26 protein-coding genes and 3 pseudogenes are annotated in these 24,798 nt (G+C 72.1%); 17 read left to right on the top strand and 12 right to left on the bottom strand.

Annotated features, from left to right (window positions below; translation table 11 throughout):
• Positions 1–48: 48 nt before the first annotated feature.
• On the bottom strand, positions 49–2,175 hold the full coding sequence (locus tag F3L20_RS18105) for an MMPL family transporter (RefSeq protein ID WP_150155256.1): 2,127 nt from the start codon (positions 2,173–2,175) through the stop codon (positions 49–51).
• A gap of 75 nt (positions 2,176–2,250) precedes the next feature.
• On the opposite strand from F3L20_RS18105, the gene F3L20_RS18100 reads away from it, so the two are divergent.
• Positions 2,251–2,748, top strand: coding sequence for a MarR family winged helix-turn-helix transcriptional regulator (locus tag F3L20_RS18100; protein ID WP_150155255.1), 498 nt, complete (start codon positions 2,251–2,253; stop codon positions 2,746–2,748).
• Between the two features lie 353 nt (positions 2,749–3,101).
• Here F3L20_RS18100 and F3L20_RS18095 read toward each other — a convergent pair whose 3' ends face one another.
• Entirely contained in the window at positions 3,102–3,950 is an 849-nt protein-coding gene (locus F3L20_RS18095) for an SGNH/GDSL hydrolase family protein (RefSeq protein WP_150155254.1), read from the bottom strand.
• Complete coding sequence (locus F3L20_RS18090) at positions 3,937–4,506, bottom strand: PadR family transcriptional regulator (RefSeq protein ID WP_150155253.1); 570 nt, start codon at positions 4,504–4,506, stop codon at positions 3,937–3,939. The genes F3L20_RS18095 and F3L20_RS18090 overlap by 14 nt, the downstream gene beginning before the upstream one ends.
• 74 nt (positions 4,507–4,580) lie before the next feature.
• Here F3L20_RS18090 and F3L20_RS18085 point away from each other — a divergent pair, with 74 nt between their 5' ends.
• Positions 4,581–5,027: a nuclear transport factor 2 family protein gene (locus F3L20_RS18085; RefSeq protein WP_150155252.1), complete on the top strand. Its 447-nt coding sequence runs from the start codon at positions 4,581–4,583 to the stop codon at positions 5,025–5,027.
• A gap of 135 nt (positions 5,028–5,162) precedes the next feature.
• Positions 5,163–5,873, top strand: coding sequence for a helix-turn-helix domain-containing protein (locus F3L20_RS18080; RefSeq protein WP_150155251.1), 711 nt, complete (start codon positions 5,163–5,165; stop codon positions 5,871–5,873).
• On the opposite strand, the gene F3L20_RS18075 is transcribed toward F3L20_RS18080, so the two are convergent.
• From F3L20_RS18075 to F3L20_RS18065, 3 genes and pseudogenes are all read right to left on the bottom strand, one after another.
• The gene (locus tag F3L20_RS18075; protein WP_150155250.1) at positions 5,855–6,433 is read right to left on the bottom strand and encodes a dihydrofolate reductase family protein; all 579 of its coding nucleotides are present in this window, start codon (positions 6,431–6,433) and stop codon (positions 5,855–5,857) included. The two genes, F3L20_RS18080 and F3L20_RS18075, sit on opposite strands and share 19 nt — an antisense overlap.
• Positions 6,434–6,544: 111 nt before the next feature.
• A pseudogene (locus tag F3L20_RS18070) lies at positions 6,545–8,082 on the bottom strand (fused MFS/spermidine synthase).
• Between the two features lie 73 nt (positions 8,083–8,155).
• Positions 8,156–8,521 (bottom strand): hypothetical protein, encoded by a 366-nt coding sequence (locus F3L20_RS18065; protein ID WP_150155249.1) that lies wholly within the window; start codon positions 8,519–8,521, stop codon positions 8,156–8,158.
• A gap of 165 nt (positions 8,522–8,686) precedes the next feature.
• Between F3L20_RS18065 and F3L20_RS18060 the strand changes: the two genes are divergently transcribed.
• The 5 genes and pseudogenes from F3L20_RS18060 to F3L20_RS18045 all read left to right on the top strand — a co-directional run bounded on the left by F3L20_RS18060 (position 8,687) and on the right by F3L20_RS18045 (position 14,781).
• Positions 8,687–9,376 carry a 2-phosphosulfolactate phosphatase gene (locus F3L20_RS18060; protein WP_150155248.1) on the top strand — a complete coding sequence of 230 codons (690 nt, stop codon included), beginning with the start codon at positions 8,687–8,689 and terminating at the stop codon, positions 9,374–9,376.
• Positions 9,377–9,678: 302 nt separating this feature from the next.
• A pseudogene (locus tag F3L20_RS34710) lies at positions 9,679–11,968 on the top strand (GH92 family glycosyl hydrolase); the annotation flags it as partial.
• A gap of 51 nt (positions 11,969–12,019) precedes the next feature.
• Positions 12,020–12,994 (top strand): NEW3 domain-containing protein, encoded by a 975-nt coding sequence (locus F3L20_RS34700; protein WP_240810947.1) that lies wholly within the window; start codon positions 12,020–12,022, stop codon positions 12,992–12,994.
• Between the two features lie 189 nt (positions 12,995–13,183).
• Positions 13,184–13,972, top strand: coding sequence for a DUF427 domain-containing protein (locus tag F3L20_RS18050; protein ID WP_150155247.1), 789 nt, complete (start codon positions 13,184–13,186; stop codon positions 13,970–13,972).
• Between the two features lie 260 nt (positions 13,973–14,232).
• On the top strand, positions 14,233–14,781 hold the full coding sequence (locus tag F3L20_RS18045) for a DUF1062 domain-containing protein (protein WP_150155246.1): 549 nt from the start codon (positions 14,233–14,235) through the stop codon (positions 14,779–14,781).
• A gap of 57 nt (positions 14,782–14,838) precedes the next feature.
• Here F3L20_RS18045 and F3L20_RS18040 read toward each other — a convergent pair whose 3' ends face one another.
• Complete coding sequence (locus F3L20_RS18040; protein ID WP_150155245.1) at positions 14,839–15,603, bottom strand: class I SAM-dependent methyltransferase; 765 nt, start codon at positions 15,601–15,603, stop codon at positions 14,839–14,841.
• Between the two features lie 214 nt (positions 15,604–15,817).
• Positions 15,818–16,699 (bottom strand): NAD(P)-dependent oxidoreductase, encoded by an 882-nt coding sequence (locus F3L20_RS18030; protein ID WP_150155244.1) that lies wholly within the window; start codon positions 16,697–16,699, stop codon positions 15,818–15,820.
• Positions 16,700–16,796: 97 nt separating this feature from the next.
• Between F3L20_RS18030 and F3L20_RS18025 the strand changes: the two genes are divergently transcribed.
• Complete coding sequence (locus F3L20_RS18025; protein ID WP_150155243.1) at positions 16,797–17,159, top strand: winged helix-turn-helix transcriptional regulator; 363 nt, start codon at positions 16,797–16,799, stop codon at positions 17,157–17,159.
• A 58-nt stretch (positions 17,160–17,217) separates the two neighbouring features.
• Here the strand turns inward: F3L20_RS18025 and F3L20_RS35675 are convergent, their stop codons facing one another.
• From F3L20_RS35675 to F3L20_RS34020, 3 genes are read right to left on the bottom strand one after another with little or no spacing between them, the layout of a single operon-like run.
• Positions 17,218–17,358: a hypothetical protein gene (locus tag F3L20_RS35675; RefSeq protein ID WP_431193160.1), complete on the bottom strand. Its 141-nt coding sequence runs from the start codon at positions 17,356–17,358 to the stop codon at positions 17,218–17,220.
• Entirely contained in the window at positions 17,343–17,792 is a 450-nt protein-coding gene (locus F3L20_RS18020; RefSeq protein ID WP_431193159.1) for a TetR/AcrR family transcriptional regulator, read from the bottom strand. The genes F3L20_RS35675 and F3L20_RS18020 overlap by 16 nt, the downstream gene beginning before the upstream one ends.
• Positions 17,793–17,852: 60 nt before the next feature.
• On the bottom strand, positions 17,853–17,993 hold the full coding sequence (locus tag F3L20_RS34020) for a hypothetical protein (protein ID WP_167534548.1): 141 nt from the start codon (positions 17,991–17,993) through the stop codon (positions 17,853–17,855).
• A gap of 178 nt (positions 17,994–18,171) precedes the next feature.
• Between F3L20_RS34020 and F3L20_RS18015 the strand changes: the two genes are divergently transcribed.
• From F3L20_RS18015 to F3L20_RS17985, 8 genes and pseudogenes are all read left to right on the top strand, one after another.
• Positions 18,172–19,371: a hypothetical protein gene (locus F3L20_RS18015; protein ID WP_150155242.1), complete on the top strand. Its 1,200-nt coding sequence runs from the start codon at positions 18,172–18,174 to the stop codon at positions 19,369–19,371.
• Between the two features lie 12 nt (positions 19,372–19,383).
• Positions 19,384–19,974, top strand: coding sequence for a hemerythrin domain-containing protein (locus F3L20_RS18010; protein ID WP_150155241.1), 591 nt, complete (start codon positions 19,384–19,386; stop codon positions 19,972–19,974).
• A 95-nt stretch (positions 19,975–20,069) separates the two neighbouring features.
• Complete coding sequence (locus tag F3L20_RS18005) at positions 20,070–20,591, top strand: DUF2243 domain-containing protein (protein WP_150155240.1); 522 nt, start codon at positions 20,070–20,072, stop codon at positions 20,589–20,591.
• Between the two features lie 463 nt (positions 20,592–21,054).
• A pseudogene (locus F3L20_RS35310) lies at positions 21,055–21,264 on the top strand (cytochrome c oxidase assembly protein); the annotation flags it as partial.
• A gap of 17 nt (positions 21,265–21,281) precedes the next feature.
• Complete coding sequence (locus F3L20_RS18000) at positions 21,282–21,809, top strand: cytochrome c oxidase assembly protein (RefSeq protein ID WP_276615852.1); 528 nt, start codon at positions 21,282–21,284, stop codon at positions 21,807–21,809.
• Between the two features lie 160 nt (positions 21,810–21,969).
• Positions 21,970–22,980 carry a hypothetical protein gene (locus F3L20_RS17995; protein ID WP_150155239.1) on the top strand — a complete coding sequence of 337 codons (1,011 nt, stop codon included), beginning with the start codon at positions 21,970–21,972 and terminating at the stop codon, positions 22,978–22,980.
• Positions 22,981–23,023: 43 nt separating this feature from the next.
• Positions 23,024–23,542, top strand: coding sequence for an adenylate kinase (locus tag F3L20_RS17990; protein ID WP_150155238.1), 519 nt, complete (start codon positions 23,024–23,026; stop codon positions 23,540–23,542).
• Positions 23,543–23,782: 240 nt separating this feature from the next.
• The gene (locus F3L20_RS17985; protein ID WP_240810677.1) at positions 23,783–24,004 is read left to right on the top strand and encodes a hypothetical protein; all 222 of its coding nucleotides are present in this window, start codon (positions 23,783–23,785) and stop codon (positions 24,002–24,004) included.
• 34 nt (positions 24,005–24,038) lie between these two features.
• On the opposite strand, the gene F3L20_RS17980 is transcribed toward F3L20_RS17985, so the two are convergent.
• Entirely contained in the window at positions 24,039–24,581 is a 543-nt protein-coding gene (locus F3L20_RS17980; protein ID WP_167534547.1) for a DapH/DapD/GlmU-related protein, read from the bottom strand.
• Between the last annotated feature and the right edge of the window lie 217 nt (positions 24,582–24,798).

Raw genomic sequence — 24,798 nt, 5'->3', positions numbered from 1 at the left:
GGGCGGGCAGCCGTACGCTGCCCGCCCCTGCCCGGTCCGCCGAGTCCGTCAGCCGCGGTCGGCCGCCGACGTCTCCTTGCTGTCCGTGCGGTCCTTGCCGTCGTTGCGGGACAGCGCGCCGGGCCACCACGCCTTGGGGCCGATGTCGATCACCAGCGCGGGCACCAGGAGCGAGCGGACCACGAGGGTGTCCAGCAGCACGCCGAAGGCCACGATGAAGGCGATCTGCACCAGGAAGGCCAGCGGAATGACCATCAGCGCGGCGAAGGTCGCCGCGAGGACCACGCCGGCCGAGGTGATGACGCCGCCGGTCGTGGTCAGTCCGCGCAGCACGCCCTGCCGGGTGCCGTGCGTCAGTGCCTCCTCACGGACCCGGGACATCAGGAAGATGTTGTAGTCGACGCCCAGGGCCACCAGGAACACGAATCCGTACAGCGGGACAGACGCGTCGGTGCCGCTGAAGCCGAAGAGGTGCTCGAAGACCAGCGCGGAGATGCCGAGGGTGGCCAGGAAGTTGAGACCCACGGTCGCCACCAGCAGCACGGGCACGAGCACGGACCGCAGCAGCAGCACGAGGATCAGCAGGATCACGACGAGGATGATCGGGACGATCAGGGTCCGGTCGTCGGAGGCGGTCTGCTGGGTGTCGACCTGCTGGGCGGTGTAGCCGCCGACGAGCGCGTCGGCCCCGGAGATCGCGTGCAGGTTGTCGCGCAGCCGCTGGACGGTCTTCTTCGCGGCGTCGCTGTCGGCGGCGGCCTCCAGCGTGGCGTCGATGCGCGCCCGTCCGTCGACGACCAGGGGCTCCCCGCCGCCGGGCCTTCCGGAGGCGGAGACCGGGTCGGCGGAGGCGACGCCCTCGGTCCTGCGGGCGGCGGCCGTCACCTCGTCGAGGCGGTCGGCGTCGGTGAGGATGACGGCCGGGTTGCCCGATCCGCCGGGGAAGTGCTCGCCGAGCGTCTGCTGGGCGGCGACCGACGGCGCGTCGTTCACGAAGATCTCGTCGAGCGGGGTGCCCTTGGCGGACAGCGACGGGGAGAAGGCCGCGAAAACGGCGAGGACCAGCGCGGTCAGCAGCCACACGCGGCGCGGCCTGCGGTCGACGGTCGCGGCGACACGGCGCCACACCCTGTGCCCCTCGACGGAGGCGTCCGACTCCTTGGGCCTGGCGGGCCAGTACGCGCCGCGGCCCAGCAGGGCCAGTGCGGCCGGCAGGAAGGTGAGCGCCGAGACCACGGCGCACACGATGCCGATGGCGCCGACCGGGCCGAGGGCGCGGTTGTTCGTGAGGTCGCTGGCGAGCAGTGTCAGCAGACCGAGGGCCACGGTGGCCGCGCTGGCGGTGATGGCGCCGAACGACCTGCGGGCGGCGGCCAGGGCGGCCGCGAACCGGTCGCCGCTCACGGCGAGTTCCTCGCGGAAGCGGGCCGCGAGCAGCAGGGCGTAGTCGGTGGCCGCGCCGATGACGAGGATCGACAGGATGCCCTGTACCTGGCCGTCGACCCGCACCACGTCGTGGTCGGCCAGGACGTAGACGACCGCGCAGGCGAGGCCGAGGGCGAAGACGGAGCCGAGGATGATGACGAAGGGCAGCAGGACGCTTCGGTAGACCAGCAGGAGGATGACCAGTACGGCGGCGAGTGCCACGCCGAGCAGCAGTCCGTCGATGCCGGCGAACGCGTCCGACAGGTCGACCTGACTGGCCGCGGGGCCCGCCACCTGGGCCTTCGTGCCGGGAACACTTTCCGCGGCCTCGCGCACCTCGTCGACCACGTCCGCCAGGCCGTCGCCGAGGTCGGTCTTGAGCTGCACGACCGCCTGCAGCGCCTCTCCGTCTCTGGAGGGGAAGGCCGGTGAGGGTGTGCCGACGACACCGGGCCTGCCGGCGAGTGCGGCGACCGCGCGGGTGGCATCGGTGCGCTGGGCGTCGGTGACGCGGTCTCCGTCCGCCGTCCATACGACGATCGCCGGGAGCGTCGCCTGCTGGTCGAACGCCTCACGCTCGTCGAGCACCTGCGTGGACTCGGCGCTCTGCGGCAGGAAGGAGGCCTGGTCGTTGGTGGCCACCTCGCCGAGCTTGCCCGCGTACGGGCCGAGCATCCCGCCCACGCCGAGCCAGACGATCAACAGAGCGAGCGGGACGAGCCAGCGGGCCCGGCGTGGTGCGGTTGTCATGTGAGTTCCTACTGACGCGAGGGTTATGTCACTGATCAATTATGTCAATGATCGAGTGATCCTATACTGGCCCTCATGAGCGGCTCCGAAACCCCCGCATCTCCTCCGCCGGAGGAGTGCCCGACAGGGCTCCAGTCATTCGCGGTGCAACTGCGCCGGATGACTGCCGAGTTCAACCGCATCGTCCAGGAGTTCGCGCAGGAGCACGGCCTGCACCACACGGACATGCAGGCACTGATCGCGATCCTCGACGCCGGCGGGCCGGATGAGCCCATGACGCCGGGTCGCCTGCGCAAGCAGCTCAACCTCACCTCCGGTGCGATGACAGCATGCCTGGACCGGCTGGAGCGGGCGGGTCACATCCGGCGTGTCCGGGCGGTCGACGACCGTCGCGTGGTGCACCTGGAGTACGCGGAGCGCGCCAAGGGGCTGGCCCGGGAGTACTTCCGGCCGCTCGCGCGGAGCACCGACGCCGCCCGTGAGCGCTTCACCAGTGATGAGCTGCGCGTGGTCATCCGGTTCCTCGGCGAACTGAACCAGGAACTGACGCTGCTGCGCCGGCACGGGGACTGACACAAGGGGCGGCGGACGGCCGGACCGGGGCACACGCCCGGCCCGGCCGTCCGCCGTTCCATCTCCGCACGCCACCGGTCGGCGACCTTGCACGCGACCGCCCGGTGACCCGACACACCGTCGGAGCAACCGCATCCTCCCGATGACCGGCATCGAAAAGGATGAGCGTTGTCGCGCCCTGGAGACAGCGGCCCGCGCCCACCCCCTCACCGCCCGGGACGCGGGAGAGGCCGTCGAACAGGGCCCCGCGCAGGCGGTCCTGACGGCTCCCCCGCATCCGTGCCCCAGGTCACCGGTCCGATCACTGGCACGGCCGGCCGCACGCACCGGACCCCGGGACGCGGACGTCCGGATCAGCCGTCCGTGACGGGACGCCGGTCGTCCAGTGCCGGACGCCGGTCGTCCGGTGCGGTGAGCGACGCGTCCAGCACCGGGTGGAGCAGCGGGCGTTTGGCGCTGCGGCCGTCGCCGGAGGACCGGCCCCTCAGCCGGCGGAGCAGCCATGGTCCCAGGAAGCCCGCGGCCCACCGGAGTTCCGTGCCGACGGCGCGCACGCCGGTGGGCAGGGTCTGGGGCGGGAGGGGGTGGGTCCAGGTGTCGTCGCTGCCCGGCAGGGACAGGGCCTGGGCGAGGGCGGCGGCGATGCGCCGGTGACCCAGGGGGCTCGCATGAAGCCGGTCGTGGCTCCACAGCCGGGGGTCGCCCGCCACCGGATGGAGCGCCGTCTCGGCGACGATCACCCCGTGCCGCCGGGCGGTGTCGCGTATGCCCTCGTTGAGCTCCGTGACCCGGGGGATGAGGGGGCGCGCGATCGGGCAGACGCGGGAGAGGTCGGGCACGGTGATCGTGGCGACCAGGGCGCCCTGTGCGGTGAGGGCGCCGAACATGGCGTCCAGGTGGGTGCAGACCTCGTCGGCGTCGAAGCGGGGTCGCAGCAGGTCGTTCACTCCGGCGACGACGGTGGCGAGGTCGGGCCGCAGCGCGAGGGCGGGGGCGAGCTGCTCGGCGTGGATCTGCGCGGCGAGGCGGCCCCGTACGGCCAGGTTGGCGTACTGGAGGGCGGGCTCGTGGCGGGCGAGGTGCTCGGCGAGGCGGTCGGCGAAACCGCGCAGGCCGCCGATGTCGTCGCCGTCGCCGAGGCCCTCGGTCTGGCTGTCCCCGAGGGCGACGTAGCGGAGGTAGGAGGTGTCAGTGCCGGGCACGGCTGTGCCGCCTTCCTTCGAGTACGGCGACGGTCCGCAGGCACCAGTCGCGGTTCTCCTGCTCGAACGCCACGCCGCGGAGGCAGGTCAGGTAGGGGCCGATCCGGTCGCCGTGTCGGAGGAAGTCCTCCTCGTCGCGTTCCCCGCGCAGGCGCCGCAACAGCGCTTCGAACAGCTCGATCCGGGCGCGGGCGATCTCGGCGCGTTCCGTGAGCTGCTCGACGAGGACGGCGGTGTCGACCCGGTCCGCCGCCTGCACCTTGACCATGAGGTCGTCCCGGACGAAGGCGGGCTTGGCGGAGGCGGCCGTGAATGCCTCCAGCTCCGCCAGGCCGGCGTCGGTCACCTGGAACAGCCGCTTGTTGGGCCGGCTCTCCTGGACCACCTCCCGGCCCTCGACGAGGCCCTGCTGCTCCAGCCGGGTCAGCTCGGCGTAGAGCTGCTGAGGCTGTGCGTACCAGAAGTTGGCCACGCCCACGTCGAACGCCTTGGCCAGCTGGTAGCCGCTGAGCTCGCCGTCGAGCAGCGCCGCCAGCACCGCGTGTTTGAGTGCCATGCGATCCCCTCCTGCTCCGCCTCTGTCGCGTCGCAGGCTCCCCATGATAGTCATGAATCTGACTACTCACATCCATGACTATCAAGGTGGTGTGGCCCGTGAACACCGCGGACCGTTTCCGTGCAGCCGTCGACAACCGGGACCTGGCTGCCCTGGAGGACCTGTTCACCGACGACATCCGCCTCTACAGCCCGGTGAAGTTCACGCCGTTCGAGGGCAAGCCGATGGTGACGGGGCTCTTCGGGGTGCTGCTGCGCACCTTCGAGGACTTCCGCTACGTCGGTGATCACACCGGCACCGCGCAGACCAGCGCGGACGGGGCGACGCTGCCGTCCGCGGTGCTGCTCTTCCGCGCCACGGCGGGCGGCAGGGAGATCCATGGCATCGACCTGCTGCACTTCGCCGAGGACGGCCGGATCAAGGAGTTCACCGTGATGGTGAGGCCCCGGTCCGCCGTGGAGGCGCTCGGTCAGGCCGTGCTCGAAGGCCTCGTGGCCGACGGCCTGGTGCCTGCACCGTAGGCCACCGGCCGACACCCAAGGCCACCGGCCGGCACCCAAGGCCACCGGCCGGCACCGTGGGAGACCGGCCGGGCACGCGGTGCGGCCGCTGCTGTTCCCCGAGCTCCGGGCCTTCCGGCGGCGTATTCTGCGGGCGTGGAGCTGCGGTTCGAGACACGCCACTCCGACTCGCCGTGGGTCGACAGCGTCTGGACGTGCACCAGTGAGCAGGTCGCCACCATGACGTCCGTCGCCGGGGTGCGGCTGGGGCTGGTGTTCTGGCAGCAGGACGGCCGGTCGTACGCGGCGGTCACGGGCCCCGAGACCCGTACGGGTACGGCACCCGTGCCCGAGGGGGCCACGTTCACCGGGATCGAGTTCGCCGTGGGCAGCACGCTGCGTATGGTGCCGACCGCGGAGCTGATCGACGGTGGTGTCGCGCTCCCCGACACGTCGCACCGGACGTTCCGGCTGGACGGCGCCCGCTGGGAGACGCCCGGTCCCGACGACGCCGAGGCGCTGGTCGAGCGGATGGTGCGGGCCGGGGTGCTGGCCCGCGATCCGTTCGTCACGGACGTGCTCCGCGGCCATCGGCCCGCCGTCTCGCAGCGGACCGTCGAGCGACGCTTCCGCGCCGCGACGGGGCTCACCCAGGGCGCCGTACGGCAGATCGAGCGGGCGCGCACGGCGGCGCACCTGCTGGCGGCCGGCCATCCGGCGACCGACGTCGCGGTCAAGCTCGACTACTTCGACGAGCCGCATCTGGCCCGGGCCCTGCGGACGTATGTCGGGCGCACCGCCCGGCAGTTGCGTGAGGGCGCGGGCGGTGCGATCGGCCTCGACGTCGATCAGCGCCTGACGTCGTAGACCATTTTGACGATGCCGTTGGAGTACGTCTGCGACTCCCGCAGTGCGAGCATCTGCTTGTCCCGGTCGGCGCGGCCGAACAGGCTCTTGCCGGCGCCGAGCAGCACGGGGAAGACCAGCAGGTTGTACTGGTCGATCAGGCCCGCGTCCGACAGCCGCCGGGCCAGTTCCGCACTGCCGTGGATGAAGATCGCGCCGCCGTCGCCCTCCTTGAGCGCGGCGACGTCCTCGGCCGAGCGCAGGACCGTGGTCGGCCCCCAGCCATCCACCAGGGCGTCCTCGGACAACGTCGTCGACATCACGTACTTCGGCAGGTCGCGGTAGGCGGCGTGGTCCTCCGATCCGGGCCAGACGGCGGCGAACGCCTCGTAGCTGCGGCGGCCGAACATCAGTGCTGTCGTGTCGGCCAGTTCCTCGCCCTTCAGCGACCAGGCCTCCTCGACGAAGTCGAGGTCCTTCACCACCCAGCCGCCGCTGCGGTGCTCCTCCCCCGGCCCTCCGCCGGGCGAGTCCACCACGCCGTCCAGCGACATGAATCCCGTGTACACCAGTTTCCGCACGATGCGCCTCCTCGGTCCCCCTGTGCTTGCGTGTTCACGTTAGAGGGAGGCGGGGACGGCCGTCTTGGACGAAAACGACAGCGACGGCGGTCGGCGGCCTCGTCACGCGGGTCAGCGGCGGCCGGGTGAGGCGTGGGGCTGGAGCAGTTGGTCGACGGGAGCGTGGTCGTCGGTGAGGACGGGGGCGTCGCCAATCCATGAGGTGAGTGCGTCGCCCGTGGCGATCGTCCAGCCCGTGCGGCGGGCGTCGAGCGCCCTCTGGATCGCGCGCAGGTCGACGGTGCGGTCGGAGGCGACGACCACGACGTTGCCGCCGACGGGCTCCTCGGAGCGGGCGAGGCCGATGTCGGTGGGTTCGCCGAGGAGTGCGACATGCTCGAACACCTCGCCGACCGTGACCAGTTCGGCCTTCGTGAAGGACATGTCGCCGTGGTCGATGAGGTTGGCGACGTACAGGCCGTCCGCGGCGAGGACGCGCCGTACCTCCGTCAGCGCCTCCACGGTGGTCAGGTGCCACGGGACACTGACACCTCCGAACGCGTCGCCGACGACGAGGTCGAGACTGCCGGTGTCCAGCCGCTTCAGCCCCAGCCTGCCGTCCTCGGTGCGCACATCGATGCCGGTCCCCGGCGCGAGCCCGAATCGTTCGCGGTCGATGCGGACGACCCCGCCGTCGATCTCGGAGACCACGCTACGCGTGCCGGGGCGGGCGGCCGCGAGATAGCGGGGCACGGTCAGCCCGCCACCGCCCAGGTGGTGGGCGGCGAGCGGCTGATCCCCGGGGTACGCGGCGTCGGCCACCGACGCGACGGCCTTGACGTAGGTGAACTCCAGGTGGGTCGGGTCGTCGACGTCGACGTAGGAGTGCCGCACGCCGTCCAGGACGAGCGTGTGGCCGCCGTCCCGGGCGGGGTCGGCGACGACCTGGGCGCAGTGGTACCTGGTCTCGACGTCACAGTCGCCCGGCGCGACGGAAGCCGCCAGGCCTCCCGCGGCCAGGGCGAGCGCCAGGGCGGCCGGGGCGCCGTTCCGGCCGCGCATCCGCCGGCTGACCGGCACCGAGGCGATCACCAGCAGCGCGCCGAGGCCGATCAGGATGCCGCTGACCGGCAGTCTCGACAGCAGGACGAAGCCGGTCAGGACGGTGCCGACGATCGATCCCACCGTCCCGATGCCGGACAGCCGGCCGACCACGGTGCCGGTCTCGGCGAGGCTGGTCAGGCGCACCTTGGTCACCAGGGTGTCACCGCGGACAGCAGCGCGCCCGGCACCAGGACGGTCAGCGCCGCGACGAGGATCAGCAGCGCCGGCGCCCCTTCCGCCGTGCTGCGGAGCACGGCCGGAGTGAGAGCCACGACCACGCCGGAGATGCCGAGTGCGGGTCCGAGGAGCCGCAGCGGATCGACCTGGTCGGCGATGCGCCCGCCCAGCCAGGAGCCGAGCGCGATCGCCGTGAGGGCGATGCCGATCACCATGGTGCTGGTCTCGAGCGTGAGGCCGAGGTACGGGGCCAGCAGGCGCAGGGCGACGATCTCGACGACCAGCACCGCGGCCGAGGCCCCGAAGACGAGGACGGCGGCGGCCCTGGGGCCCAGGCCGGGGCGGCTGGGCCCCTGCTCGGCGACGGGTGAGGAAGACAATCCGGTCACAGGCGGCATCCTTCCACGCGGGCGTGGACGACATGCCGCTGCGCGCTCCCCCGCCCCGGGAGTCGGGACCCGGTCAGTCCGCGTCCGCGCGGACCCGGTAACTCACTGCCGGGTAAGGGAAGTCACCGGCGTTGAGCGTTCCGGTGCGGTAGGCGAGGTCGCCGGTCCCGCCCGGTGCGCCGGTGCGGCAGCCCGGGTTGAAGAAGACGTCCACGTTCCGGTCCGACACGGCCAGGTACGACGCGGCCGGTGCGGGAAGTTCCCGGCACCCGACCGCGTCGAGGTCGGCGGACATCGCGGCGCCGCCCTGCTGGGCGCCGGTGTAGAACGTCACCCCTGGCCGCCAGTCCGTGGCTCCCGCCTGCGGCGCCGCCGCGACGGTCAGCAGCACGGCCGCGGCCCCCGTCACCAGAGCCGCCGCCTTCCTGAGTCGTGTCATCAAGTGCCTCCCGGTATCTGTGCGTCATGGTCGGTCGTCAGTGTTCGACCACACTGTGATTTCGGTTTCAACGAAAGCGTGAGACGTGAACCGGCCAGGCTCGCCCGCCCTTCGCCGGCTCGAAAGGCCGGGCGCTCCGGCCGTCGCATGCCGCATCATGACCACATGAAGGCTCGCTTCCTCGGTATCGCCGAGTTGACGGATGTCCCGGACGTGGCGGTCGTGGTGGACGTCATGCGTGCCTGCACGGTGGCCGCCTGGGCCTTCGCCCGGGGCGCCGAACGGATCGTCCTGGCCGAGTCCTTGAAGGACGCGCTGGACCTCAAGGCGCGTCATCCCGCGTGGGCCGCGTTGAAGGACGGCCCGCCCGCGCCCGGCTTCGACCTGGTCAACTCCCCCGCCCTGCTGCGGACCGCCGACCTCGGCGGACGCACCGTCGTGCAGAAGACCACGGCGGGTACCGTCGGCGCGCTCGCGGTCAAGGACGCCTCGCTCGTGCTCTGCGCCGGCTTCGTGGTCGCCGAGGCCACCGCCCGGGTCCTGCGCGAACGTGCCCCCAGGAGCGTCACGTTCGTCGTCACGGGCGAGGACGGGCGCGCCGAGGAGGACCTGGCGTGCGCCGAGTACATCGCCGCGCGCGCCGGCGGGGCCGGAACGGACGCCGCGGAGTTCCTGCGCCGTGCCGGTGCGTCGCGTGCCGCCGTCGAACTGACGCAGGGGGTGCGCCGGGGGTCCAGCCCGGAGGACGTGCCGCTCTGCCTGGAGGTCGACCGGTTCCCGTTCGCCATGGCCGCGACGGTGGAGGACTCGCTCATGGTGCTGCGCCGGTACCCCGTGCCCGGACACCCGGCGTGACTCCGGGTGTTGGCTCGACGGGCCGCCGTCGGACCTGACGGTCACTGCCGGCCAGGTCACCGTCGGCCCCGCCGGACAGGTTGCCGTCAGACCTATTGACAACGATGTCAGCAGCGTGATCTAGTCCGCTTCCGTCCCGCCAGGTACCCACGGTCCCGGTGCGAACGGAGGATGCCCGGCCCCCGCGTCCCGCAGGCACGCCCTGTGACCACGTCCGCAGCAACGAGCCCACCCGGCCCGTCCCTTGACGATCGCCTCCCGTGCCGCACCACGGGGCAGGCGAGGAACAGGAGACCGCTTCCATGCACAGACCCCTCCGTCGATGGCGCCGTCGCGCCTCGACCGTCCTCGCCGCACTCGTCGTCACCGGCGCGGGCCTCGCGCCCGTACCGGCCCTCGCCCAGTCCCCCTCGGCAGCGCGGCCCTCCTCGGCCGCCGAGTCCTCCACGGCCGGTGAGCACCTCACCTCGCTCGTCAACCCGTTCATCGGCACCCAGAACTTCGGCAACACCTTCCCCGGCGCGAGCGCCCCGTTCGGGATGGTCCAGGTGAGCCCGGACACCGGCGGCCAGGGCGGTTACGACTACCAGCAGGACAAGATCCACGGGTTCAGCCAGACCCACCTGTCCGGCGTCGGCTGCTCCGTGATGGGCGAGCTGCCCCTCATGCCGACCACCGGTGCCGTCGACACCGTCGATCCCGACGCCTACCGCTCGGCCTACTCCCACGACGACGAGAAGGCCGAACCCGGCTACTACCGCGTCGGGCTGACGACGTACGGCATCGACGCCGAGCTCACGGCCACCCCGCGCACCGGCTGGCAGCGCTACACCTTCCCCGCCACCGACCGCGCCAACGTCCTGTTCAACACGGGCAAGGCCAACCAGCGGGTGTACACCTCGGAGGTGCACGTCGTCGGTGACCGGACGGTCGAGGGCCGGGTCGAGGCGGGCAACTTCTGCGCCGGCAAGGACCGGCACACCGTCTACTTCACGGCCACCTTCGACCGGCCGTTCGGCTCGCACGGCACCTGGCGGGGCAGCACCCGCAGCCCCGGGGCGCGGGACGCGGCCGGTGAGGGCGGCAACGGCGCCTGGGTGACCTTCGACGCCCAGGACGACCGTGACGTCGTCGTCAAGGTGGGCCTCTCCTACACGGGCGTCGAGGGAGCCCGGAAGAACCTGAAGGCGGAGACGGACGACTCCTACGACTTCGACGCCACGCGGGCCGCGCTGCGGGACACGTGGGAGCGCCGGCTCGCCGCAGTGACGGTCGGCGGAGGGTCGGCCGAGCGGCGCCGCGCGTTCTACACGGCCCTGTACCACGCCCAGTTGCACCCGAACCTGGCCGGGGACGTCGACGGCCGGTACGCGGGCTTCGACGGCAAGGCGCACACCGCGTCCGGGTTCACGCCGTACCAGAACCTGTCGTTGTGGGACACGCACCGTCCGCAGAACCAGCTGCTGCAGTTGCTGGAGCCGGAGGTCGCCCGCGACGTCGCGCTGTCGGTCGTCGCGATCGGCCGGGACGGCGGCTGGCTGCCGCGCTGGTCGCTCGCCAACAGCGAGACCAACATCATGACCGGCGACCCCGTGACCCCTTCCTCGTCGAGGCCTGGTCGAAGGGCCTCCTCAAGGGCCACGAGAAGGAGGCGTACGCGCTGCTCCGGAAGAACGCCCTGGAGACACCGCCGGACGAATCCCCTACAACGGCCGTGCGGGATCGCCGCGTACCTGGAGCGCGGCTATGTGCCCAGCGGGCTGGAGCTGGGGAAGGACTGCCCCGACAAGGGGGGTGACAACGACTGCGTCCATCCCGCGTCGGCGACCCTGGAGTACGCGGCGGCGGACGCGTCGCTCGCCCTGATGGCGAAGGGCCTCGGACACAGCGCCGACGCCCGCCTGTTCGCGGCGCGCGGCCAGTGGTACCGCAACCTGTGGGACTCCTCGATCCAGCAGTTCCGGCCCCGCACCACCGAGGGCACCTGGATGACGCCGTACGACCCGGTCGAGGCGGGCACCAGTTCCACGAGGGCGGCGCCTACCAGTACCAGTGGCTGGTCCCGCAGGACCCGGCCGGCCTGGTGGCCCTGATGGGCGGCAAGCGGAAGACGGAGCAGCGGCTCGACGCCTTCTTCGCCTACGACAAGCTGCTGAAGGACCCCGCCGGGACCGCCCGCGACGAGTGGATCTCGGCGCCGTACGACTACTACGGCAAGCCGACCTACAACCCGAACAACGAGCCCGACCTGCACGCGCCCTACATGTATCTGTGGGCCGGCGCTCCCGCCAAGACCGCCACCGTGGTCCGCGCCGCGACGACCTCTTCACCGACGGTCCCGACGGCATGACCGGCAACGACGACCTGGGCACGATGTCCGCCTGGTACGTCTTCTCGTCCCTGGGCCTGTACCCGACGACGAACGGCGGCGACTTCCTCGCCGTGTCCAGCCCGCAGTTCCCCTCGGCGGTGATCCGCATCGGTGCCTACGGGAACCGGCAGGGCGGCACCCTGACCGTGAAGGCGCCGGGCACCAGCGACACCCGACGGTACGTGCAGCGGGCGGAGTTCGGAGGCAAGGACCTGCGCGCCACCTGGCTGGACTGGGACGCCGTCGCCAAGGGCGGGCACCTCTCCTTCCTGATGGGCGACAGGCCGTCGGCGTGGGGCACGGGCAAGGACGCAGAGCCCCCGTCCGTGAACCGGGCGGCCGCCGACTCCCGGCGCCACCTCGACGCCTCGCTCCGTACCGCGGCCGACGTGGTGCCGACGTCCGACAGCGCCCAGAACGTGCGGCTGCACCTGGACGTACTGGGTCAGGCCCCCGGTACGCTCCGTGCGTCGGTCGGCGCCGAGGCACCCGGCGGATGGACGGTGAAGACCTCCGGCCCGCTCACCCTGGCGTCCCAGCGGCTCCCGGTGCAACGGACCGCGACGGTGGACGTGCGCGTCCCCGCCGGGACCGCGCCGGGCACGTACACCGTGCGGATCACGGCGGCCGCGAACGGTGTGCAGAGCGTGCGGCGGGTCGCCACCGTCGAGGTGCGTGAGGCCGCGCGGTGTGCCGGGGACGGCGGTGAGCAGTGTGCCGTCGACCTCGGCGGGGCGCGCAACCACGACGGGACCGCGACCACCGCGGCCTCCGGCGAGGGCGACTTCGACGGGTCCGGGTGGAGCTACGACGGTGACCTGCTGCCCGCGGCGGGACCCGTCGTGTGGGACGGCGTGACCTACGACGCTCCCGATCCGTCCGGTACGGCCGCGAACTTCGTCGAGGCCCGCGGTCAGGCCATGCTCCTGCCGGCCGGGTCGTACGGCACCCTGCGTCTGGTCGGCGCGGCTCACCACGGTCCGGTGACCACCGGCCTCACCGTCCGCTACACCGACGGCACCACCGCGGAGCTGCCGGTCACCGTGGGCGACTGGGCGGGGTCCGCGCCGGCGGGCACCTCCGTCGCATTGGAGATGCCGCACCGCATCAAGCGGGGGCAGGGCGTGGACGGCCCGCCGGTGCGTCTGTTCGCCGACTCGGTGGCCCTCGACGCGACGAAGACGGTCCGCTCGCTCGGTCTGCGGAACGATCCGCGGGTGCAGATCTACGCCGTCACGCTCGGCTAGAGCGCCGGCCAGGCGGTCGGGGGCGGCGTGACCGTGACGGTCACGCCGCCCCCGACGGCACTCATGACACGGGGGCCCACGCTGACGCGTTCCTCCGGTCACGCCCGGTAGCGTGCCCGGTGCAGACGAGACCGGAGCCGCGTGGATCCCAGGGGACCCGTGGACCCCAGTGGATCGAGGTGGCCGCCGATGGGTGACGAAAGTGTCCTGCACCCCAGCCTGATCGTCCCGGTCGGGCATGTCGAACCCGTACCGCGCCGCGTCCGCGGCCTCGTGGACGGGCACGTCGTCTTCGACACCCGCCGCGCCCGGTACGTGTGGGAGTGGCCGGGATACCCGCAGTACTGCATCCCGCCGGAGGACCTGGTCGAGGGCATTCTGATCGACGACGGCCGGACCGGGAAGCTCGGCGCGGGGCCCGCCCGACGCCACTCGCTGCGGGTGGGGGACGCGGTCCGCGAGGGCGCCGCCTGGATCTGGCAGGACGGCGCACCGGAGGCCGTCGTCGGCACCGTCCGCTTCCGGTGGGACGCGCTGGACCGGTGGCTGGAGGAGGACGAGCCGGTCTTCGTCCACCCCCGAAGCCCCTACACCCGGGTGGACGCGCTGCGTTCGTCCAGTGCGGTGCGTGTGGAGCTGGACGGCGTGGTCCTCGCGGACGCCCCGCACTGCGTGAAGCTGTTCGAGACCGGTCTGCCGACCCGGTACTACCTCGACCCCGCCCACATCAACTGGCCGCTGCTGCGCCACACCGACAACGTCACCCAGTGCCCCTACAAGGGGACGACGAGCGGATACTGGTCCTTCGACAGCGAGGCCGGCACCCACGAGAACATCCTCTGGGCGTACGACTTCCCCACCGTCCAGTGCTCCAACATCGCGGGACTGGCGGCGTTCTACAACGAGTACGTCGACCTGTACGTGGACGGCGTCCTCCTGCCCCGCCCGACCGGCACCCCCGGCGTACCGCCCAGGTAACCGCCGCGGCGGGCCTGAGCAGCCGGCGGTTACCTGGGCGGAACGCCGGAAGCCCTCGGGCCCGCGCGGAATATCCGGTGGAGCGGTGTCTCCGTCCGTGGCTACAGTGCTCCGCGTCCCAACCGCCGAGCCGAGGACAGCCCGTTGTACACCCTGTGAGACCTCCCAAGCGCTGATCTGTCGCGCGTCGCCTCTGCAGCGGCGTGCTGATTCCTGCTGCGGATCTCTCGCGGATCTCTCACTGAGAACGGTGTACTTCTGTGCTCAACACCTGGGTTGTCATACCCACCTGCCTGCCGTTGGTCCGGCGCCGCTGCCACACCTGTGCGTCCGGGCGTTTCCGGGCGAGCGGCAAGTTCCGCGTCAACGCCCACCACAAGCTCATCGACGTCTGGCTCCTCCTGCTCTGCACGGGGTGCGGGGAGACGGCGAAGCTCTCGGTGCTGGAGCGCGTGCGTGTGCGCTCCGTGCGGCCCGAGGTGCTGGACCGGCTGCACGACAACGACCTCGGTCTGACGGCCGAGTTGCTCCAGGACCCGGGCGTGCTGCGCCGCAGCCGTGTCGCCCTCGACTGGGCCGGCGCCTGGCGGCTCGACACCGGCGGTTCGGGCCACCTCGACGAGGAGGTGGCCGACGTCTCGGTCCGGTTCGCGGCGCGGGTCCCGGTCCGGCCGGTGCGTCTGGTCGCCGACGGGTTCGGTCTCACGCGGGGTGAGGCGGAACGGCTGGCGGCGGAGGGGAAGTTGGTCTCGGCGGTCCGTCTGGGCAGCCGTCCTTGCGGTGACTTCACCTTCACGCTCAAGCGCTGACCGCGCTGCGAGGCGAGGGGGCCCGCCCGGTGGATCTCGCCGGGCGGGCCCTCTCGGTCATGACGGTGTCTCGGCGCCGAAGAACAGGAACGTGGGGCGGGTGGACAGGTCCCGGAAGGCGTCGGGGAACAGGTCGCGGGCGGCCGGGTCGGGCTGCGGCTCGCTGATCAGGACGCGGTGGAACCCGGCGGTGGTGAAGGCGTCGGTCATGGCGTGCAGCGGTTTCCGCCAGAACCGCATGGGGTGCGACTCCCCCTCGAAGTTCCAGTCGAAGGTGTAGCTGGTGGTGGCGAAGTAGTCGGGCCGGGGCTCCTGAAAGGTGTACGCGACGAACGGGTGGTCCACCGACGCGAACAGCCGTCCGCCGGGCGCGAGCACCCGCCGTATCTCGGTGAGCACCGGCCCCCAGTCCTCCAGGTAGTGCAGCACCAGCGAGGCCACGACGTCGTCGAAGGTACCGTCCTCGAACGGCAGGGGCTCACGCAGGTCGGCCCGGTGCAGGGCCACGTCGTCGCCGAGCCGTTTCCTGGCCAGCGCCAGCATCCGCGCACTGGCGTCGACCCCGGTGACGGTGGCACCCCGGTCGCGCAGTGCGGCGGACAGCGGGCCGGCCCCGCAGCCGACGTCCAGGACCCGGTGGCCGGTCACGTCTCCCGCGAGGGCGAGCATCGCGGGCCGGGCGTAGTACGCGTTCACGGGGTTGTCCTCGTTCTCCCGCACGTACGCCTCGGCGAAGCGGTCGTAGTCGTTCACTCCGTCCGTGTGCGCGTCCGCGTCGGCGGGGAGGGCCGGGCTCTCGGGGTTCTCGGTCGCGTGTCCCATCGGCGCAGCCTAGGGCCTGTCTGACAACTTCCGTCGTCGCCCGGAGGGCGGGGGCGCGGCGTCAGGTGCGTGCTCTCGGCGTGCCTGCCCCAGGCCCTCGTACCGGCTGTACTTGGGCCTGGGGCCGGTGCGGCGAGAGTGCGTGCAGGGCGTCGCGCAGCAGACGGAAATGGTCAGACAGGCCCTAAGGGGAGGCGTTCGCGCCGGGGGCCGGTCAGCGCGCGAGGAGGTCGATCACGCCCGTCAGGTCCTCCTCGCCGCTGCCCTCGGCCAGGCGACGGCGCATCAACGTGAAGTAGGCAGTGAGCAGTTCCGGGCTCACACCCTGCTCCTCGGCGGTGGTCAGGAAGGTCGGTGTGCCAGCCACCTGCATGGCGAGCGTGGAGACGACGTCCTTGGTGTAGTCGCCGCTGCGCAGCTGGTCGGCGGTCTGATGGACGGCGGGGGCCATGGCGACGAGCCAGTCGGCGAGCAGCGGGGCGAACTTCGTGGGGTCGATGTCCTCCCCGCGGATCAGGGCGAAGGCGTGCGCCGCCCCGGCGAACATGCCGTACATGGCGCTGAGCAGGGCCACGTCGTACAGGGCCGCGAAGCCCGCGTCCTCGCCGACGAAGGTGGCCGCGGCCGGGACGGCCAGGGTCTGGCGGTGCTGATCGAACAGCTCGCGTGAGCCGCTGAGGAGGATGTGGGCGCCGGCGTCCGGGACGCCGATCATCGGCGGGACGGCCATGATCCCGCCGTCCAGGTAGCGGGCGCCGCGCTCGCGGGCCCAGGCGGCGCGGGCGCGTGCCTGGGCGGGGGTGCCGGTGGTCAGGTTGACCAGGTCCTTGCCGGTCAGATCGGTCCTGTTCAGTGTCTCCTCGACCGAGGCGTCGTCCAGGAGGCACACGACGGTCAGGGTGTTCGCCGCGACCGCCGTGGCGGCGCTGTCCGCGGCCCGCGCGCCCGCGGCGGTCAGCGCCGCGGCGCGGGAGGGGGTGCGGTTCCACACGGTGAGGGGGTGGCCGGCGGCCAGCCAGGCGCGGGCCAGCGCGGTGCCCATCGCGCCGAGGCCGAGCAGGGTGACGGGAGTCTTCGTCCCGGTGGTGTGCGACATACCGATCAGGCTGGCCGCACCTGCGGTGGTGATCAAGTACGCACTCGCAAGTGGGTGGTTACCTTGGGGTGAGCGAGCAGGTAGAAGGGGTGGGGACATGGCGACGTCGAACCGGCCGGGCGCGTCGGACGGACACGTCTGCGGGATCGACACGGCGATGGAGGTGATCGGCGGCAAGTGGAAGGTGCTCATCCTGTGGGCGCTGCACGAGCACCCTTGTCGCCGCTTCGGTGAGCTGCGCCGGCTGCTTCCCGGCGTCACCGAGAAGGTGCTGGCCTCCCATCTGCGGGAGTTGGAGGCGGACGGCGTGGTGCGCCGGGTCTCCTACGACGAGGTGCCGCCCCGCGTGGAGTACTCGCTGACCGGGGACGGCGAGCGCCTCAACGACGCCCTGGAGCCGCTGGCCGCCTGGGGGCGCGAGCGGCAGGGGCCGGACGGCGGACGGGGGGCGGCGCGATGACGGCCCGGGTGCCCGGGAGCGCCCGCCCCGTCGTCGGGCGGGCGTGTGCGCACCCTGGTCAGTCGGACGCGCCCGGGCCCTGGGGGTCTGCGGCGCCCGCCTGCGCCTGTGCCGTCAGCGCCTCGCGGGCGGCGGTGAGGATCTGCTCCGAGACGGGGTCGCCCTTCGTCGCACGGGACAGCGTCAGGGCCCCCACCATGGTGCAGAGGCGGACGAGGCCATCCTGGTCGTCGTCGGTGAGGGTGTCGGCGAACCTCTGCACGCCCTCGGTGTACACGCGGTGGGCCTCGGACTCGCTGCCCGCCCGCGCCCGGTCGGTGGCGAAGCCGGTGATCGGGCAGCCTCCGCCGCGTCGTCCCGGTGTTCGACGGAGAGGTAGCTCTCGACCACCTCGCGGACGCCGTACTCCGGCGGGTACGCGTCGGCCGTCTCCTCGAAGGCGTACGCGGTGGCCTCGTCGACCAGGGCTTCCTTGGAGGCGAACTGCTTGTAGAAGCCGCCGTGGGTCAGGCCGACGGCCTTCATCAGGTCCGCGACGCTGACGTTCGTGCCCTGCTCACGGAAGAGGCGGGAGGCGGTTTCCACGACCCGCTGCCGGTTCTCCTGCGCCTGCGCCTTCGACACACGGCCCATCGTTCACTACCTCCCAGTAGATGTCAGCTGACATCTTACATCGTGACCCGGCCGCGCGGGTCACACGATGCCCAGGACCGCCTTGCCGTGCATGCGCTCCTCGATCAATCCCTCCCCCGCCCGCGTTCGTCCGCCGCCGAGAGCCGGCGGGCGGGTCCGCGCCGTCGCCCACCAGGCGAGGGCAGGCCCCGCATTGTCCATGGCCCGGCCCCCTGGGCCATCCGAATGCGGCATCCGGGGCGCGTCCGTCCCCGGCGGGCGTGTGGCGTGGCGAGCCCGTCCGGTCGGGCCGAGCATGGGGGGTGCCCTGCCGGACATCGGCCTCCCTCCGCTGTCGTGGGGTACTCCGTCCGCTCGGCCCCTCGACGAGGAAGTGCCCATGTCCTTCAATCCCCTGGAACAGCGTGGTATCCCGCTGGACCGCCAGCTGCGCAACTGGCGCGAGCTGAACGTGGAACCGATCGACCCGGACCGGTGTGACCCGTACACGCGGTGCCGGATCATCACCATGAACGGGATCGAGGTGGAGGCGATCCTGTTCAGCCACCAGCTCGCCCGCCACACCGTCGACCCGGAGATCAAGCGGCAGCTGGCCCGGACCCGGTACATCGAGGCACAGCAGCAGAAGGTGGTGAACTGGCTGCTGCCCGGCCTGTCCTCGGTGCTGGAGACGACCATCGCGTACGAGCAGGTGGCCGTCGACCTGACCGCCTGGGTGGCCCGTATGGAGCCGGACCCGTATCTGAAGCAGGCCTACCAGTTCGGTGTGCTGGAGGACTTCGACCACCTGTACCGGTACGCCAACCTGTACGAGATGATCGAGCACCGCAAGGCGGAGTCCATCGTCGACAACCTCACCGAGGTCATGCCGGGCCGGCCCACGCGGTACCACCACCGCAACCCGGTCGACAACGTCCGCGACCCCTACGCGAAGGACCAGGCCAGCCCGCTGTCCAAGCTGCACGCGTTGACGATCATGTCGGCGGAGCAGCAGACCATGAACTTCTACATGAACACCGGCCCCACCTACATGGAGCCGATCGCCCGCCAGCTGTACCAGGAGATCGGGCTGATCGAGGAGGAGCACGTCACCCACTACGAGTCCCTCGTGGACCCGGGCGAGACGTGGTGGGAGCAGCTGGTCAACCACGAGTACAACGAGTGCTACCTGTACTACTCCTTCATGGAGCAGGAGAGCGACCCGAAGGTCAAGGCCATCTGGGAGCTGCACCTGAACATGGAGCTGGAGCACCTGCACACGGCCTGCGACCTGATGCGCCGGCACGACGGGCGTGAGCCCGCCGAGGTGCTCGCCCCCGAGCTGCCCAATGTGCTCACCTTCGAGCCGAACAAGGCCTACCTGCGCGAGCTGCTCGACACGCAGATGGACCTGACCACGCTCGGGGCCGGTTACGTGCGTGAGGCGCACGAGCGGTTCGAGCAGATGCAGGAGCAGATCCACGGCGGTGAGGCCCCGCCGAGCGACCGGGTGATGCACGAGCACGACGCCATGTTCGGCCGCGAGTACCGCGTGCAGACCGAGGGTGAGCACCCCGACCCCGCCCAGCGCGAGAAGTAGGAAGGGCCCCAGATGTCCGAGTTGCAGACTCCGCAGGCCGGGGACGACCACGCCGCGGACAACGACGTCGTCTCGCTGCTGATGCGCCAGCACGGCGACATCCGCAACCTCTTCGACGAGGTGGAGGCAACCGCCGGAGACGAACGCCGGGACGCCTTCCGGCGGCTGGTGCGGCTGCTGGCGGTGCACGAGACCGCGGAGGAGGAGGTCGTCCATCCCTTCGTCCGCCGGGCGGTGGCGGGCGGCGAGCAGATCGTCGAGGACCGGCTCACCGAGGAGCGCGAGGCCAAGGAGATGCTCGCGTCCCTGGACGAGATGGACCCCGACGACCCGCGGTTCCTCCCGCAGTTGATCCAGCTGCGGCACGACGTGCAGACGCACGCGCGGGCGGAGGAGCGCTACGAGTTCATCCACATCCGCCGCAGCACCGACGTCACCGACCTCGCCGCGATGGCCAGGGCCATCAAGGCGGCCGAGGCGATGGCGCCCACCCGGCCCCATCCGGGCGTCGAGTCCGCTGCGAAGAACATGGCCCTCGGTCCGGTGGCCGCCCTCATGGACCGCACCAAGGACACCGTGCGCAAGGCCATGGGAGGGAGCTGAACCCCCCACGACAGGCGCCGGCCGGCGGGGCTGGCCGGCGCCGTGCGGGGTAGACGGCGAGCGGCAGCCGATCGTTCGGGAGGACGGACCGCACCGTGAGCACCTCTGACCCGTGGACCGACGCGGACACCGCGCGACGCCCGGAGACGCGCCGCTCGTTGCTGGTGTGCGCGCTCATCGGCGCGGCCGTCATGGCGGCCGTGGACGAGATCGTCTTCCACCAGGTGCTGCACTGGCACCACTTCTACGACCGCTCCACGTCGGGCGTGGGTCTGGTGTCGGACGGTCTGCTGCACACCGCGGAACTGCTGGCGCTGGTCGCCGGGTTCTTCCTCTTCGCGGACCTGCGGCGGCGCCGGGCGCTCTCACCCGCGCACGCCTGGAGCGGGGCCCTGCTGGGAGCGGGCGCGTTCCAGGTCTTCGACGGCGTCGTCGACCACAAGGTGCTGCGCGTGCACCAGATCCGCTACGGGGTCGACACCACCCCGTACGACTGGGCGTGGAACGCGGCGGGGTTCGTGCTGTTGCTGGTCGGGGGCGCCCTTCTCGTCCGGGCGAGGCGTGCCGTGCGGACCGGGCATGCCCCGTCCGGGCGGGGAGGGCGACGGCCGTCGTGACGCCTGCCGTGTCCACGGCGTTCGGAGCGCCGGCCGCCCTCGGGTGCGTCCTCGCGGGCGCGGCGTACGTGGCGGGTGCCGTCCGGCTGATCGGGGGCGCCCTTCTCGTCCGGGCGAGGCGTGCCGTGCGGACCGGGCATGCCCCGTCCGGGCGGGGAGGGCGACGGCCGTCGTGACGCCTGCCGTGTCCACGGCGTTCGGAGCGCCGGCCGCCCTCGGGTGCGTCCTCGCGGCGCGGCGTACGTGGCGGGTGCCGTCCGGCTGATCGGGGCGCCTTCTCGTCCGGGCGAGGCGTGCCGTGCGGACCGGGCATGCCCCGTCCGGGCGGGGAGGGCGACGGCCGTCGTGACGCCTGCCGTGTCCACGGCGTTCGGAGCGCCGGCCGCCCTCGGGTGCGTCCTCGCGGGCGCGGCGTACGTGGCGGGTGCCGTCCGGCTGAGACGACGGGTGACGCCTGGCCGCGGTGGCGGACTGCGTCTTCGCCGGCGGCTGCGCGGCGGTCGTCTGGGGTCTCGCGGGACCGGTGCCGGGCGGGCCGTTCACCGCCCACACCGGCCGGCATCTGCTCGTGGCCATGGCGGGTCCCGCGCTGCTCCCGGTCGCCCGTCCGCTCACCCTCGTCCTGCGGCTCCTGCCCCCGGGGACTCTCCGCCGGGGGCTGCTGCGCGTGGCGCACTCCCCCGTCGCCGGGTGGCTGCTGTTCCCGCCGGTCGCCGCCGCCGTCGACATCGGCGGCTGTGGGCGCTGTACCGCACGGATCTGTGGTCCGCCGCCCACCGGCACCCCGTGCTCGGGGGCCTGCTGGAGCTGCACATGCTGCTCGCGGGTCTGCTGTTCGCCATGGCCGTCTGCGCCGTCGACCCCGTGCGCCGGCGGTGGGGACTTCCCCTGCGGGCCGTGACACTGCTGGCGGCCGGGGCGGCTCACGCGGTACTGGCCAAGAGCCTGTACGCGGCCGGCCCGCCGGGCACCACCTTCGCGCCGCCCGACCTGCGGGCAGGCTCACAGCTGATGTACTACGGCGGCGACGCCGTCGAGGTCCTCCTCGCGCTCACCCTCGCCGTCCAGTGGTACGTGACGACGGGACGACGGCGGGCGCGGGAGGCGGTGCGGCCGGAGCGTGTCGGCAGCCCTGCGCGGACGGGGGCGCCCGCCGGGCTGGCGGAACGGGGGCGGGACTGGGCAGGATCCGCTCGGCCGATGCGGTACTCGCGGTGATCCCCCTCATGTGATCCCGTGATCGTTGCCGGACACCGACCGGCGGCGCTCCGAGCGAGAACGGCACCCCGCACGTCGCCCCCACTCGTACGGCAGGCATACTTCCGGCACCCCCCACTGTGTGCGTCACCGCACACCTTCCGGAGGGATTCGCCCAACCATGACACCCCTTGTCCTGCCCTGTCTGCTGCTGCTCTGGTGCTGGCTCGCGTACGGCCTGCTGCCGCTGCGGTGGCAGAACTCGCACCTCGCCGGCCCCGATGCCTCTCTGCAGCGGGCGTGCGAGGCTGCTTCCCGGGGCCGCTGGGAGCCCGCGGCCCGGCTCTTCGAGGAAGCCGGTCAGGACTGGGAGCGCCGTACCCTGTACGCCCAGCGACTGGGAGACGTCGCCGCCGGAGGGCACGACCGCTGGCTGAAGGCGTGGGAGGAGGCCAGGCCAGGGAACCCTGACGCCGCGCTGGTGGCGGGGTGTGCCGGAGTGGCGTACGCGTGGAAGCTGCGAGGCGGCGCGCCCGCGCACAGAACGTCACGGAGCCAGTTCGAGGACTTCCACCGGGAGTTGCGTGCCTCGCGGGACGACATCGAGCGGGCTTCGGCGCTCCGTCCCGACGACCCGTCGCCGCTCGTCGCGGAGATCTGGAGGGCACGCGGACTGGGCTACTCCCATGAGGAGATGCATGCGTTGTGGTCCCGCGTCACGGACCTGGCTCCCCACCACTTCGAGGCGCACAGCGGCGCGCTTCGGTACTGGACCGCGAAATGGCACGGCTCGCGTCAGCTCGTAAGCGAGTTCGCCGAGAAGGCGGCCGCCGGTGCGCCGCCGGGGAGCCTGCTGGCGGTGCTGCCGATGATGGCCTGGTACGAGAACCACTTCGACAAGCTGAGTGCCGCCGACTTCCTCGACCGTGAGGTGCGTGCATTGGTCGACGCGGCAGTCGCCGACGTGGCGCTGGCCGACCCGGATCACCCGAGGCTTCCGGAAGCGCGGCACCTGCTGGGCTACTTCCTGTTCCGGCAGGGCCGGTACAGGGCGGCCAGGGAGCAGTTCCGCCATGTCGACGGCTTCACGGAGGCGCTCCCGTGGCGGTATGCGCACGTGGCATCGCTCCACTACCGAGCCGTCCGTACGAAGACGGGCCGCAAGGCCCTCATGGATCGTCGGATGCGCTGATCACCGATGCGGTCGTGGCCGGGGCCCGGGTTAGGGTGCCTCCGTGGAACGGATAGTGGTCGTGGGTGTCACGGGTGCGGGCAAGTCCACGCTCGCCCTGGCCCTGAGCGGTCGTCTGGGCCTGCCGTACCACGAGATGGACGCGTTGTACTTCAACGGGCCCCGGTGGGCCGTCAACGAGCGCTTCGGCGAAGACGTGTCGCGACTCACCGCGGAACCGCGCTGGATCGTCGACTCCCTCGGTTACCCGGAGGTCCGTGACCTGCTGTGGGACCGGGCCGACACCGTGGTCTGGCTGGACTATCCCAAGCGCGTCGTCATGCCCCGCGTCCTGCGCCGGTCGTTCCGGCGCACCGTCACACGCGAGGTCCTGTTCGGCGGCAACCGGGAGACCGTGGCGGGCTGGCTGAGCCGGGAGCACCCGGCCTGGTGGGCCTGGTCGCAGCACGGGCCCCGCCGCCGCGAGATCGAACGCCGTGTCCACGACCCCCGCTTCGCCCCACTCGACACCCACCGCTTCAGCCACCCCGACGCCACGGCAGCCTGGCTGGCGTCCGTCTGACCTGGCGGGCGACGCGTCCGGCCCGTCCGCGCCAGGCCCTGTGCACCGACCTGGTCCCAGGGCATGAGCCGTTGGACCTGGTTCCACGGCATTGGCCGTTCCTGCGTACTCCCCTGCCGGCGGCGTGCGGGTGCTGTGTGGCGCTGTTTGACGGTTGGGGCGGTATGCGATCCCCTGCGCGTCCGTGCGCCCCTCACGGCTCCTCCCGCGGGCCGGGAGCGGTTGCGCAGGCTCGGACGTATGGGGGACATCACAGCAGACCGCATGTGCGCGGGCCGGGGAGATGGCACGGCCTGCCCGAACGGCGAGACCGACATCCTCGTGGACGGCGTTCGGTGTGAGGAGTGCCTGCACCACTGGGAGCTGGACGAGACCATGCCGTCGCGTCGATCGGTGGAACGGGTCGAGCTGCCGCGCCCGTTGGACGCTCCCTGGGAGGCCGGCCCGGACACCGCCGCCTGACCACGCGCCGTGCGGGACGAAGTCCCGGACGGCGTCACCACTGGCGGTGCACGGTCGCCTTGCCGCCGGTCACCAAGCTGGCCGGCGGGACGTCCTCGGCCACGACCGCGCCGGCGGCGACGACCGCGTCACGGCCGATGCTGACGCCGGGGAGGATCGTGGCGCCGGCGCCGATCCACACGTTCTCCGCCACGTCGATGGGCGCGCCGGTGAGGTACAGCCGCCGCTCCTCCGGGTCGACCGGGTGGCCGCTGGTGATGAACGTGACCTTCGGGCCGATCATCACGCGCTCCCCGATCCGGATCCCGGCGTAGTCCAGGAACGTGCAGTTCTGGTTGATGAAGACGCGTTCGGCGAGGTCGAGATTCAGACCGTGGTCCGTGTAGAAGGGCGGATAGATCGTGACCCGAGACGGCAGCGGCTTGCCCAAAATCTGCTCGAACAGCCTCGCCTTGCCCTCCTCGTCGTCGAACGGCATGACGTTCAGACGGGACGTCAGCTCGGTGACTCGCACGACCCGCTCGGCCATGGCCTGGAACTCGGCGCTGTGGATGCGCATGAGACGGTCGCTGGGCATGTCGTGGTCCCCTCCTCGTTCCGCATGTGCAGGGCGCATGATGCCACCGCATCGCGGCCACGAGCGATCATGCCGTCCGCCGGCCGCCGGTCTTGGTCGGCGGACGGTCGGCCTGCCCCGCCGCACGTTCCGTTGGCGTCCGGCGAGGCCGGGCAGGCATCACTGACGTGGTGCCGCCCTGCGGTGCCGCCCCGCACGCCGTCCACCTGCGGGTCGG

The sequence above is a fragment of the Streptomyces tendae genome (assembly GCF_008632955.1).
GTDB lineage: Bacteria > Actinomycetota > Actinomycetes > Streptomycetales > Streptomycetaceae > Streptomyces.
Note: the sequence above shows the minus strand (reverse complement) of the source record. Positions and strands in the feature narration are given on the sequence as shown.

Coding starts and splice junctions, on each gene's coding strand:
- F3L20_RS18105 (WP_150155256.1), bottom strand. CDS start 2,175: ATGACAACCGCACCACGCCGGGCCCGCTGGCTCGTCCCGCTCGCTCTG.
- F3L20_RS18100 (WP_150155255.1), top strand. CDS start 2,251: ATGAGCGGCTCCGAAACCCCCGCATCTCCTCCGCCGGAGGAGTGCCCG.
- F3L20_RS18090 (WP_150155253.1), bottom strand. CDS start 4,506: ATGGCACTCAAACACGCGGTGCTGGCGGCGCTGCTCGACGGCGAGCTC.
- F3L20_RS18085 (WP_150155252.1), top strand. CDS start 4,581: ATGACTATCAAGGTGGTGTGGCCCGTGAACACCGCGGACCGTTTCCGT.
- F3L20_RS18065 (WP_150155249.1), bottom strand. CDS start 8,521: ATGACACGACTCAGGAAGGCGGCGGCTCTGGTGACGGGGGCCGCGGCC.
- F3L20_RS18060 (WP_150155248.1), top strand. CDS start 8,687: ATGAAGGCTCGCTTCCTCGGTATCGCCGAGTTGACGGATGTCCCGGAC.
- F3L20_RS34700 (WP_240810947.1), top strand. CDS start 12,020: ATGGGCGACAGGCCGTCGGCGTGGGGCACGGGCAAGGACGCAGAGCCC.
- F3L20_RS18050 (WP_150155247.1), top strand. CDS start 13,184: ATGGGTGACGAAAGTGTCCTGCACCCCAGCCTGATCGTCCCGGTCGGG.
- F3L20_RS18040 (WP_150155245.1), bottom strand. CDS start 15,603: ATGGGACACGCGACCGAGAACCCCGAGAGCCCGGCCCTCCCCGCCGAC.
- F3L20_RS18030 (WP_150155244.1), bottom strand. CDS start 16,699: ATGTCGCACACCACCGGGACGAAGACTCCCGTCACCCTGCTCGGCCTC.
- F3L20_RS18025 (WP_150155243.1), top strand. CDS start 16,797: ATGGCGACGTCGAACCGGCCGGGCGCGTCGGACGGACACGTCTGCGGG.
- F3L20_RS35675 (WP_431193160.1), bottom strand. CDS start 17,358: ATGGTGGGGGCCCTGACGCTGTCCCGTGCGACGAAGGGCGACCCCGTC.
- F3L20_RS18020 (WP_431193159.1), bottom strand. CDS start 17,792: ATGGGCCGTGTGTCGAAGGCGCAGGCGCAGGAGAACCGGCAGCGGGTC.
- F3L20_RS34020 (WP_167534548.1), bottom strand. CDS start 17,993: ATGGACAATGCGGGGCCTGCCCTCGCCTGGTGGGCGACGGCGCGGACC.
- F3L20_RS18015 (WP_150155242.1), top strand. CDS start 18,172: ATGTCCTTCAATCCCCTGGAACAGCGTGGTATCCCGCTGGACCGCCAG.
- F3L20_RS18010 (WP_150155241.1), top strand. CDS start 19,384: ATGTCCGAGTTGCAGACTCCGCAGGCCGGGGACGACCACGCCGCGGAC.
- F3L20_RS17995 (WP_150155239.1), top strand. CDS start 21,970: ATGACACCCCTTGTCCTGCCCTGTCTGCTGCTGCTCTGGTGCTGGCTC.
- F3L20_RS17985 (WP_240810677.1), top strand. CDS start 23,783: ATGGGGGACATCACAGCAGACCGCATGTGCGCGGGCCGGGGAGATGGC.
- F3L20_RS17980 (WP_167534547.1), bottom strand. CDS start 24,581: ATGCCCAGCGACCGTCTCATGCGCATCCACAGCGCCGAGTTCCAGGCC.